At 66.9% G+C, this 11,905-nt stretch carries 8 protein-coding genes; 4 read left to right on the forward strand and 4 right to left on the reverse strand.

Annotated elements, in window-relative coordinates:
* Position 1: 1 nt before the first annotated feature.
* The 4 genes from qhpG to BMY03_RS24955 are packed head-to-tail and all read right to left on the reverse strand — an operon-like array spanning position 2 to position 5,589.
* Positions 2 to 1,288, reverse strand: coding sequence for a flavin-dependent monooxygenase QhpG (gene qhpG / locus BMY03_RS24940; RefSeq protein WP_094012545.1), 1,287 nt, complete (start codon positions 1,286 to 1,288; stop codon positions 2 to 4).
* Complete coding sequence (qhpE, locus tag BMY03_RS24945) at positions 1,281 to 1,958, reverse strand: subtilisin-like serine protease QhpE (RefSeq protein ID WP_094012546.1); 678 nt, start codon at positions 1,956 to 1,958, stop codon at positions 1,281 to 1,283. The genes qhpG and qhpE overlap by 8 nt, the downstream gene beginning before the upstream one ends.
* The gene (locus tag BMY03_RS24950) at positions 1,948 to 3,675 is read right to left on the reverse strand and encodes an ABC transporter ATP-binding protein (RefSeq protein ID WP_094012547.1); all 1,728 of its coding nucleotides are present in this window, start codon (positions 3,673 to 3,675) and stop codon (positions 1,948 to 1,950) included. Before BMY03_RS24950 ends, qhpE begins: the two co-directional genes overlap by 11 nt.
* A gap of 3 nt (positions 3,676 to 3,678) precedes the next feature.
* Complete coding sequence (locus BMY03_RS24955; protein ID WP_094012548.1) at positions 3,679 to 5,589, reverse strand: sigma-54-dependent Fis family transcriptional regulator; 1,911 nt, start codon at positions 5,587 to 5,589, stop codon at positions 3,679 to 3,681.
* Between the two features lie 291 nt (positions 5,590 to 5,880).
* On the opposite strand from BMY03_RS24955, the gene BMY03_RS24960 reads away from it, so the two are divergent.
* From BMY03_RS24960 to BMY03_RS24975, 4 genes are read left to right on the forward strand one after another with little or no spacing between them, the layout of a single operon-like run.
* Positions 5,881 to 7,227: a hypothetical protein gene (locus tag BMY03_RS24960; RefSeq protein ID WP_038706267.1), complete on the forward strand. Its 1,347-nt coding sequence runs from the start codon at positions 5,881 to 5,883 to the stop codon at positions 7,225 to 7,227.
* Between the two features lie 26 nt (positions 7,228 to 7,253).
* Positions 7,254 to 9,488, forward strand: a complete 2,235-nt coding sequence (locus tag BMY03_RS24965; RefSeq protein WP_094012549.1) for an Ig-like domain-containing protein — start codon at positions 7,254 to 7,256, stop codon at positions 9,486 to 9,488.
* A 15-nt stretch (positions 9,489 to 9,503) separates the two neighbouring features.
* Positions 9,504 to 9,974, forward strand: a complete 471-nt coding sequence (locus tag BMY03_RS24970) for a curlin (protein WP_094012550.1) — start codon at positions 9,504 to 9,506, stop codon at positions 9,972 to 9,974.
* Positions 9,975 to 10,004: 30 nt separating this feature from the next.
* A complete protein-coding gene (locus BMY03_RS24975) occupies positions 10,005 to 11,450 on the forward strand; it encodes a curlin (protein ID WP_094012551.1) in 1,446 nt (481 codons plus the stop codon).
* The last annotated feature ends 455 nt before the right edge of the window (positions 11,451 to 11,905 follow it).

The following is an 11,905-nucleotide window of genomic DNA, read 5'->3' on the forward strand; positions in this document are numbered from 1 at the left end:
ATCAAAAGCCCTGTTCGCGTAACCAGCGCTCGACCATCGGCTGGTGCGCCTGTGTCACCAGGCGCTCCAGGCCGATGCCAGCCTGCAACCCGCGAACCACCGGCGCCAGCTCGACACCCTGCAGGTGCCACACCCCCAGCGGCTGATCAGCCGTCACCACCACTTCGGCCTCCTCCACCCAACCATCGCGCAGCACCGGGCGGGGCTCCACCCGCACCGCCTGCCAGTTTGCCGCCGCGTGCAGCGGTTGAGCATCCGGCCAGCCTCGGCGGCGAGCCCAGAACGGCTGCGTGCCACGCTGCGCTTCCTGGGCGTAGAAGTCGCGCCCGATCCGGGCGAAACGCAGGAACAGCTGTTCGATCCGCGTTTGATGGAAACGCTGCGCCAAGGCCGCCTGCCCGGGCCGCTGCAGCAGGGTATTGATCACCACGGGCGCCTGCAGCGCCGAGGACAAGGACTGGAAGATGCCATTGCCCGACAACGGATCGACCGCCATCGCCGCATCGCCAACCCGCAGCCAATCAGGACCTGCGCAGTTGCCGACAAGAATCGCGGTGCTGCTGCGTGCATGCACCTGGGCAGGGGCAAAGGCCTGCTCGCCAAACAGTTGCGCCACCAGCGCCGAGCCACGGCGGCGCCCGGCACAGTATTCGGGTAACGCCGTCTTGCCCGGCAGCCGCGCCGCCATCACGTCCAGCGTCACCTGCCAGTAGCAGCGGCCATCGGCCAGCCGCGCCATCCAGGCCCAGCCGTCGTCCAGGCTCTCCACTGCCGAGGCCAGCGTGCCGGGCTCGGCTTGCCAGAGGTTGAGCAGGCTGACGGTTTCCGGCCCGCGCAGGCGACCTTCGCTCAACGGGGCCTGACGACCACGGGCCTCGACCAGGAAATCGCCGTGCAAGGCGCGCCCGTCGTCCAACTGGACCCGGTACCCCTGCCCCTGTTCCACCTCTCGCACACGCCCTTCGACGAGCTCGACACCAGCACGATTCAAGTCATCACGCAGTGCCTGGTCGAAGCGCTGGCGATCCAGCAGCCACTCCTGGTTCGGTTGCAGCCGCTCGCCGTTCCAGTGCACTTGCCGCGTGGCCGGCGTGGTCGCTTCGGCCAGGGCAGCGCCCAGGCCCGCATGGCGCAAGCCCTCCAGCACACGTTGCGAAACACCTTCCACCGCGGCGAAACGGCGCCAGTCGGACACCACGGTGACGGCGTAGCCCATCCGCCGCAGACCCAGGGCAGTAGTGGCCCCCGCAGGTCCGGCACCGAGTACCAGGATGCTCGGCTCAGACATCGGTCGACTCCTTGCGCTCAGGGCCGACGAACGCCGCATGCTGCTCCAGCCAGTGCAACAGTGCCTGCCGCGTCATGCCGGGCTCCTCGCGCAGGAGGGCCGCCACCCGTCCAGTGAACGCGGCACAGGCCAGACTGGCGCCGGCCACCCCGGCGGCACCAACCGCCGCGCCGAAGTCGGCCTGAGGAGTGTCCAGCCACGACCATTGCCCAGCGGCGCAGCGGGCATCGCCAGTGACGCGAATAACCCCGGGATAACTGGCTGGGTACACCGGCTCGCCCCGCGCCGGACTGGAGGCGCACAGCAGCACGCCAGCGGCCACGGCCTCGGCGCAGGCCAGGCGCAGCACCGGGCGATCCTGGCGCAGGCCCAGGCTCAGGTTGACCACGGTCGCGCCCGCTTCCACCAGCCACAACAGGCCAGCGGCCACCTGCAAGGCGCTGGTGCTGCCCTGCCCGGCGAACACCTGGGCCAGCAGCACCGGCTGGCCGCCGGACTCGGCCCGCAGCCGCGCCAGCACCGCGCTGCCGTGGCCCAGGGCATCCGGCAGCGGCTCGCCCTCACACAACACGCCGTCCTCAAGCCAGAAGCGCCGCGCGCCGAGCAGGCTATCGGCCTGCTGCGCCGAGCAGCCACTGTCGATCACGCCAATACACGGGTCAGCGGCCATGGTCGGCGGGCTCCTTGCTGCGCAATTGCCCGTCACGCAGTTCCAGGTGCAAGTCGGCATCGGCGAGGGTCGAGGCACGATGGCTGATCAGGATCCGCGTACGCCCGGCAAACAGCTGGTCGATGGCGGCAATCACCTCACGCTCGGTGGCTTCGTCCACCGCCGAGGTGGCCTCATCGAGCACCAGGATCGCCGGTTGCTGCAGCAGCGCCCGGGCGATGGCGATACGTTGCTTCTGGCCACCGGACAACTGCTGGCCGCGTTCGCCCAGCAGACCATCGAGCCCCAGCGGCAGGCTCTGCACCAGGCTGTCCAGGCGGGTCAGGCGCACCACCTGCTCGATCTCCTCACGGCTGGCCTGGGGCGTGCTGTAGGCCAGGTTCTGCGCCAGGGTGCCGCGAAACAGCACGATGTCCTGGCTGACCACCGCGATGCGCCGCCGCAGGGCCTGCAGGTCAAGCTCGCGCAGGTCGACGCCGTCGAGCAGGATGCGCCCGCCATCCGGGTCGTAGAAGCGTTGCAGCAGGTCGATCAGGGTCGACTTGCCGACGCCGGAAGCGCCACTGATGGCGATCTTGGCGCCGCCGGGCAGACAGGCCTGCACCTGCTCCAGCACCATACCCTGGCGCCCATCGTGGGCGAAAGATACGCCGTCCAGTCGCAACTCCCCGGCCCCTTGTGGCATGGGCCGGGGATCGTCCACCTCACGCACCGCTAGCGCTTCTCGCTTGAGCTCCATCACCCGTCCCAGGCTCACGGCCATCCGTTGCACCGCGACGTACAGGCCCAGCAGGCTCTGCACCGGACCGACGGCCATACCCATGTAGGTGGAAAAGGCGATCAGCGCGCCCAGTTGCCAGGTGCCCTGGATCGCCCACCAGCCACCGACCAGGAATGCGCAGGCCCGGCACCAGGAAGTCAGCGTGCCGGGCACCGCCTGGGTAAAGAACTCGGTGACCTGCACCCTGAGCAGTTGCCCCATGTAGCCCTGCCCCAACTGATCGAGGCGCTCGGCCTCACGCCGCTGCTGGCCGGCGGCCTGGATGAACTTCATCGCCGGCAGCGTCTCGACCAGGAACGACGACACGTCCGCCGAGCGTTCGCGCAGGCTGCGCACCTCCCGCTCGACCTTGCGTCGCATCCAGCGCAGCCACAGCACTTCGAGCGGAATCAGCAACGCCAGCAGCAGCGACAGCTGCCAGGACAGCATCAGCATCAAGGCCACCGCGCCGACCAGGCCGATCAGCGCCGACACCGCCGAGAACAGCGAGTCCACGGCAAAGCGCTGGATCTCGGCGACATCGCCATCGAGCCGCGACAGGATGTCACCGGTGCGCCGCCGCCCGTAGAAGGTCGGCGAAAGTTGTTGCAGATGACGGTACAAGTCGTCGCGCAGGGCGAACAGGATGCGCCCGGACAGGCGCGTGTGCAGGTAGCGGTTGATCCCTGCCAGCAGCGTGCCGAGCAGGCCAGCGACGATCATGATCACCGCCATGTGCCAGAGGGTCTGGTAATCCTTGGCCAGCAGGCCCTCGTCGATCAGCGTCTTGACCAGCCAGGGTTGCGCCAGGGCCAGCAGCGAGGCGCCCAGGGACAACCCCAGGAGCACGCCGATGGCGCCACGCTGCGGGCGCACGAAGCCGTAGAGCCACGCCAGGGCCTGGCGCATCAACTGCGGGTCGCTGGATTCGATCAATCGGGAAAACAGTCCGCCCATGGCTCAACCACGCAACTGCTTGAGCTTGCGGTACAGCGTCGCCCGGCTGATGCCCAGGGCCTCCGCCGCGGCCGAGACATTGCCCTGGTGCCGGGCCAGCGCGGCGCGGATCAGTTCCAGTTCGTTGTCGCGCAGGCTGCCGGACGGCGCGGCGCCACTGGCCAGTTCATCGAGCAGGCAGTCGGTGAGGTGGTCGAGGGTCAGCACCTGCTCACCCTCCTCACGCATTGCCAGGGCGGTGCGCACCACCATTTCCAGCTGGCGGATGTTGCCCGGCCAGTCGAAGTTTTCCAGCAGCGCGACTAGTGCCGGGTCGAGGCTGACAGCGCGGGCCCCGGCCTTGTCCAGCAGGCCCTGGATGATCGTTGCCAGGTCGTCGCGCTCGCGCAGTGCCGGCAGGCGCAGGGACACGCCGTTGACCCGGTAGTAGAGGTCTTCGCGGAAGTGCTGGTCGGCGACTCGACGTTTGAGGTCGCGATGGGTGGCGCAGATCAGCGCCACGTCGATGTCCTGCTCGTCGCCGGCGCCAAGGGGCGCCACGCGGCGCTCCTGCAGCACACGCAGCAGGCGCGCCTGCAGGGCCAGCGGCATATCGCCGATCTCGTCGAGGAACAGCGTGCCGCCATGGGCCTGCATCAGTCGCCCGACCATGCCGCCCCGGCGCGAGCCGGTGAAGGCACCGTCGCGGTAGCCGAACAGCTCGGACTCGATCAGCCCCTCGGGAACCGCCGCGCAGTTGACCGCCACGAATGGCTTGTCGACACGCGGACCGGCCTGGTGCAGGGCACGGGCAACCACCTCCTTGCCGGTGCCGGTTTCGCCCAGCAGCAGCACTGGCAGCCCGTTCGCCAGGCCTTGGCGGGCCATGCGCAAGGCACGCGCCAGGCGCGCATCGCCCCCGGCCAGCGCTTGCAGTGCCTGGGCCTTCGGCGGTGCTGGTTTGACGACCGGGGACGGGCCACTGATGCGAGCATGCCGTGGCAGTTGCAGCGCCCGGAAAAAGAACTCGCCCGCAGCCGTCTGCACGCTGCTGACACCGCCCTGCCACAGGCGCGCGATGAACGCCGGCGAGCGCTCGCCCAACAGGTCGCTGCTGCGCCGCCCGAGCAGCGCCTGGCGTGGCATCTGCAACAGTTGGCAGGCATTGTCGTTGGCTGCCAGCACCTCGCCCTCCAGGCTCAGCGCCAGCAGGCCCTGCCAGGCGCTGGCCAGGTATTGCGGGCGGCTGTGGAAGGCCAGCACCAGATGCTCGGAATGGTAAAGCCCGAACAACCGGCCTTCGATATTGCCGGCGGCGAGCAGCAACGTGGACAGGCTGTCCTGGGGCTGGGCCATGACCCCTTCACGGGTCACGTCGAGCACGCCGATCACTTCGCCACGCGGATCACGCAGCGGCACCGAGGTGCAGGAGAACGGGCTGAGCCGGTCCAGGTAATGCTCGCCGCAGTTGATCAGGGTCGCCTGGCCCTCGACCACTGCCGTGCCGATGGCATTGGTGCCGCGCAGGGCCTCGCTCCAGCAACTGCCGGGGTGCAGGTCGCGCAGGCCCTCGCGCTGTAGGACGTGTTTCTGCCCGTCGATCGTCAGCACGTTGGCCTGGGCGTCACCGAGGATGACGATGCCGCTCTTGCCCTGGCGCTTGATCAGGTAGTCCAGCTCGGGAGTGGCCGCGTCGATCAGCAGGCGGTTGTGTTCCAGCAGCGTGTTCAGGTCCAGGCCGTGGCGAATACCCAGCCCGACCTGCTCGCCCTGCAGGCAGTCCAGGCCATGGCCAAGGCTGCGCCGCCAGGAGGCGTCGATCTCGTCGCGCAGCATGCCGCAGGGCAGTTCGCCTTCGCTGGCAAGCTTGAGGCGGACCAGGCGAGATTGCTGCAAGGGGTCATTGGCGGTTGTTGTTGGAAGTTGTCGCGCCATTGCGTGCTCCTGGTGTGCCTCGCTCAGGCGGGGCAACGGGCATCGGATTTTTCGGCAGTGTGCTTCAGAATTGACTGGCAGTCATCAGCCACGACAGACACCGAGCCTCACCCCATTCCCCAATGCTGGGGCCACCCGCCCACCATGGCTACCTCGCCAGATCGTTGCCGGTAGGTTGAAACCCTCGTCGCAAAGGCCCTGGACGCCCCTCCGCAAAAACTTGGCACAACAGTTGCCGATTCCTCCCCAGACGCCCCAACCCATGGGCCCGTTTGCAGGAGGAAGCAACTCATGCACCGACCGACACCCCACCCGCTGGCCGTGGCGATCTTCGCCGGCCTGCTCCAGCTCCCGGCCCAGGCTGCGCTGTATGCGGTCGACACCGGCCCCTATACCCTGCCCACCGGCAAGTTCCCTGCCTGGTACCAGGACAGCCACGGCCGGGTGCTCGACCTGTGCCTGTCCAAGGCGGTGAGTTCACGGGTTGCCGGTACTCCTGGCGCGCCCTCGTACATGTGCACGCTGCTGCCCACGCCCGGCGTGTTCGACGACACCCAGCCAGTGGTCTTCCCCAGCAACTTCCCCGACGAAGCGTTCTGGTTCACTGCCGACGCCGCCATCGTCGATGCCGCCCGCGGCGTCGACCTGAGCTACGGTTCGGCCATCGAAGCCGCGTTCAGTGCCGAGGAACCGGTGGATGGCGACCAGGTCAGCTTTGCCCGGGTGCGCATCCGCGTCGATGTGCCGGTGGCCGGTACGTACACCATCACCCACCCTTACGGTGTCGATGTGTTCGAGGTGGCTGCCGGCGGACGCCGGGCGATCAACATGACGCGCGACATCGGCATCGGCTCGCCAGGCGACTACAGCGGCGCACTCAGGGGCGACGTCGGGCCGTTCCTGCGCAGCGTCAACGGACCCTATACCGAAACCAACCCAGGCACTGGCGCCAGCGAACGCTTCATCGGCGACCCGAATCTGGAAGAGCCGGTCACCGGCAGCCCGTTCAACACCAACTTCGTACGCATCGAAGGGCCCAATGGCATCGACCTGCGTACCGAGCTGTTCGCCATCTCCGGCAAGCTGTCCACGGTCAACCGCCCGACGCCGCTGATCCCGCTGCGCAGCACCTATTCGCGACATACCGTGAATGGCGACCTGCGCGCCCAGCAGGATGTGTTCGTGATGGCGCCGCCGGCGCCCGCCACGGTCACCCTGACCAGCCAGACCCCCACCCTGCCCCTCGGCGAGGCCAACGGCACCGGTGCCTGGTACGCCCAGTCGCCACTTAACCCGACCTTGCCGCTGACCTTGCAGGTAACCGCCGACAACAGCCTGGCCATCGCCACCAGCACCCCGACCAGCGCACCGATGCCGCTGACCGACCTGGTGACCATCAGCCGCGCCGAATACAGCCTGGGCAGCGGCCAACTGACCCTGGTGGCCAGCAGCAGCGACGAGACCAGCCCGCCGTCTCTCACAGCCCACACCGGCAACGGTGCGTTGATCGGCAGCCTGAGCGGCAACGGCGCGGTCAAGACCCTGACCACTGGGCTGTCACCGATCCCCCCAGCGACGGTGCAAGTCACCAGCGCCCATGGCGGCAGCGACAGCGAAGACGTGGTGCTGGTGCCATGAACAGGACACGCCTTCAAGGAGGCAGCATGAATACTTGGTCGCGTCGCGCGCTCTGCGCCGCAGGTTTCACTCTCACCCTCAGCAGCGCGGCCTGGGCCGCGCTGTCGGAGGTCGACCCCGGCCCCTACACCTTCGCCACCGGGGGCTACCCCATGTGGTACAAGGACACCAACAACCTCGCACTTGAGCTGTGCCAGTCACGCGCCACCAGCACCCGGTCACCGGGCGCTCCAGGCGCTCCGGCCTACATGTGCACCTTGCTGCCCGAGCCAGGGGTGTATGACGATGCCCTGCCGCTGGTATTCCCGGACAACTGGCCACCGGAGATGTTCTGGTTCCTGGCCGAGACCTCGATTCCGCAGGTAGGCAACAGCGGCTACGAGCTGGAAGTCTACGTCGCCGGCCTGGAAGCGGCCTTCGCCGCAGAAAACCCGGTCAACGGCGACCAGCAGAGCTTCGCTCGCATCCGCATCCGCGCCTCGGTGCCGAGCGCCGGCACCTACACCATCACCCACCCCTATGGCGTGGAGACGGTCAACGTAACCACGGCAGGCCGGCGGGCGATCAATATCACTCGCGACATCGGCATCGGTGCGCCCGGCAACTTCAGCGGCGCGCTGAACGGTAACCTCGGACCGTTCCTGCGCGGTGTCGGCGGCCCCTACACCGAAGTCAACCCGGACACCGGCGCCAGCGAGACCTTTGTTGGCGACCCTAACATCACCGAAGCGGTGACGGGCAGCCCGAACAACACCAACTTCGTGCGCATCCAGGGCCCGGCGGGCACCATCCAGACCAACGTCTTCAGCGTCTCTGGCAAGGTGCTCGACCCACGCCAGCAAACTCCAGCAACACTGGAGCGCGCCACCTATCAGCGCAACGCCACCGGCACTCGCGTCGAAGTCTTTGCCAAGGCGCCGAACAGCGCCAGCCTATGCCTGCGCAACGGCCTGGCGCTGGTTGGCTCGCCGCCTTCACCCTGCCAGTTCAGCATGCTCGCCGACAACAACGGGTTGTTCTTCAGCCAGCAACTGAGCCAGGCAGTGCCCCCCTCGGTGGTGGTGGTCACCGCCAGCAGCCCAGCCGGCACTACCCGACCGACTTCGCTGTCAAGCAAGCTCAGCGATGTGGTCAAGGTGGGCACGGCGCGTTATGACTGGAACGCCAAGCAGTTGCTGATCGAGGCCCGTTCCAGCGACGAAGTCGCAGTGCCGGACTTGCTGGTCCAGGGTTTCGGGCGGATGTCCAAGTCCGGAGTCCAGCAAAGTCTCACGGTCAACGACCTGTCCCAGCCACCTGCCAGCATCACGGTCAAGTCGGCTCACGGCGGTTTCGACGTGGAGCCGGTGGTGGTGGTCGGCAATGCTCCGGTACAGGCCGAAAACCAAGCCCCCGTAGCCCAGGCCGACAGCGCCAGTACCAGTGTCGGCATACCGATCACCCTCAATCTGTTGGCCAACGACAGCGACCCGGACGGCAACGTGCCGCTGAGCATCACCGACCTCACCCAACCGGGCACCGGCCTGGGCGGCGTGGTGATGAACGGCACCACGGCGGTGACCTATACCCCACCGGCCGGGGCCACCTCCCCGCTGGTGGCGACCTTCAGCTACCGCGCCCAGGATGCCAAGGGCTTGAAGTCGCCAGTCACCAGCGTAACCGTCAACGTCGCGCCGAACCGTCCACCGACCGCGGTGGCCGACAGCGTCGCCACCCTCGGTGTGCCCCTGACCATCAACGCCCTGGCCAACGACACCGACCCGGAAGGCAACCTGCCACTGACCATCGCCAGCGTCACCCAGCCGACCCCGGCCGGGCGCGGTACGGTGAGCACCGACGGCAACGTGATCACCTACACGCCACCGGCGACGGTCACCGCGGCGTTTACCACCAGCTTCACCTACGTCGCCCGTGACGCGATCGGCGCCACCTCGACGCCTGGTACGGTCACGGTGCAGGTATCGCCACGACCGGCCCAGGAGACCTTCGCGGTGACCGCGGCGACGGTCACGGCGCGCTCCAACAACCGCTTCAACTGGGACATCAGCGGCACGTCCTCGGTGACCACCGGTAACACCATCACAGTGCGGGTGACCACCACCAGCGGCGTGCAGACCCTGGGTACCACCACCGTGCCGGTCACCGGCCGCTGGCGCCTGACGGTGAGCAACAGCACCACGCTGATACCGACCGCCGCGCCAACCGCGACCGTGACCAGCAGCCAGGGCACCACTCGCACCACCAACGTGGTCGTGCAGTAGCGCCGGGAGGATGCCATGAACGCCCTGTTTCCACTGCTGCTTTGCCTGGCCCTCGGGGGCCAGGCCTGGGCCGACGACCTGATGGACAACGCCGACCTCGCCGCCGGCAGCGACCTGGGCGAGCCACTGGTGCTGCGCCTGCTGCCAAACGGCGCCGGCCAGGTCGCGGTGATCGAGCAACTGGGCAGCGGCAACCGCGCCGCCCTCGACCAGAACGGCCAGGCCCTGCTGGGCCGCATCGTCCAGGCCGGGGGCGCGCAGGAGGCTTACATCCTGCAGGAAGGCAGCGACCTGACGGCCGCGATCAGCCAGCAGGGCCAGGGCAACGACGCGACGATCCGCCAGAGCGGCAGCGGCAACAGCGCCGCCATCGAGCAGATCGGCAACTACAACAGCGCGACCATCGACCAGCGCGGCACGGGGCTCAACAGCGCCGTGACCCAGGCCGGCAACGGCCAGCAGGTTCACATCACCCAGTACCGCTAGGCCCTCATCGTCAGATTTGGAGGCAATACCATGCACAAGCTAGCCCCCCTGAGCGCTGCCATCGTCCTGGCCCTGGCCGGCCAGGCCATGGCCGACGACAGCACTTCGACCCAGTCCCAACAGGGCAACCAGAACATCGCCGAGGTCAAGCAGACCCAGGCGCCGTTCGCCTCAGCCACACAGACCCAGGCTGGCCACGACCACAACCACATGGCGCTGCAGGACAACAGCACCAGCCATATCCAGCAGAGCGCCACCGGTTCGTTCAACGCCGGCTACGCCGAGCAGTTGTTCGAGAACGGCAGCCACATCAACCAACAGGCCGGCGGCAGCCTCAACGACGCCTTCGCCAGCCAGTCGGTGGGCGAGAACAACGAAGCCCTGCAGGTCCAGCAAGGCAGCGGCAACCGTTCGGTCATCTGGCAAGACACCCAATACGGCAGCCAGGCCACCACCTTGCAGTCCGGCCATGGCAACGACGCCACGATCGAGCAACTGTTCGGTGGCAGCAACAACAAGAGCGTGATCATGCAGGGAGGCAGCGACAACCAGGCGGCCGCCGAGCACATGACCCACCAGAACGGTGATATCGCCATCTACCAGGAAGGCCGGCAGAACTGGGCCTACGGTGACCAGCGCGACGGTTTGGGCGGCACCATCGGCATCAACCAGTACGGCACCGGCAACTCGGTGGAGGTGTGGCAAGACAACCAGGCCGCCAGCCAGGCCAGTGTCTACCAGAACGGCCAGAGCAACGAAGGCTATATCGACCAGAGTTTCGGCCAGGCCAACAGCGCGGGCCTGAGCCAGACCGGTCGCGGCAATGCCAGCTGGTCGGACCAGTTCGAGACCAACCAGGCGGTGACCAGCATTTCCCAGGTGGGCAACACCAACCTGCACTTCACCTACCAGACCGGTGACAACCACAGCCTGACCATCAGCACGGTGGGCAACGCCAACAAGATCATGGCCAGCAACTGGAAGGGCGAGAAGTCTGGCGGGCAGTTCGGTGTTGGTCAGCAGGCGCAGATCAACCAGGCGGGCAATGGCAACGGGGTCAATCTCACCCAGGAAGGCAACAGCCAGATCGCCCGGCTGAACCAGGATGGCAACCGCAACCAGATGGAGACCCGCCAGGCCGACAGCAACAACGAGCTGTACTTCGAGCAGAACGGCAGCGACAACCTGCTCATCGCCGACCAGCGCGGCACCGCCAACTACGCCGAGGGCCTGGCGGCGGGCAACGGTGGCAGCATTACCCTCGATCAATCGGGCAGCGGTAACCAGAGCTACACCTACCAGCTGTATGGCAGTGGCAACGAGGCGACCATCAAGCAGACCGATGGGGTCAATCTCGCCTACGTTACCCAGGGGGGGAATGGGAACCAGGCATTTGTCGACCAGAGTGGGGCTAGTCAGACGGCCACCATTACGCAGTTCGGGAATGCCAATATGGCGACTGTTACCCAGCAGTGACGGGGTTTCCCCTTGGACCGTGGCGTTGGTTCTCCCCTGGCGCTGCGGTTCCTTTTTTCTTTGGGTTCGGGTTCGGGGCGATTGTTTTGTTTTTTGTAGGCGCATTCGTGGAAGATGTCGACATTTAGTCACCCTTTCGCCTTTACGGCGACCTACTTTTGTCTTGACAAAAGTAGGCAAAACCGTTCGGCTCCGTTCATACGGCCCCTACGCTTCGCTACGGGGTTCCCTCGCTCCGTTCTTGCTCCCGTGGGTACCGCGCTGTACGCCCCATCCTGGGGCGCAGCGCTCGACGGCCATCCATGGCCGTCGCCCCACTACGCAAGAACTCCACTCGGCCTCCTGAAGTCGCAATTGGTGGCGCCTGAACTATCGCGCACTTAGAAGCAAGATCAAGAGCAGATCAAGAGCAGATATGTTGGTTTTGTTAGTGGCTTTTATGTTGTTCTTCATTA

It is taken from the genome of Pseudomonas soli, assembly GCF_900110655.1.
Classification (GTDB): domain Bacteria; phylum Pseudomonadota; class Gammaproteobacteria; order Pseudomonadales; family Pseudomonadaceae; genus Aquipseudomonas; species Aquipseudomonas soli.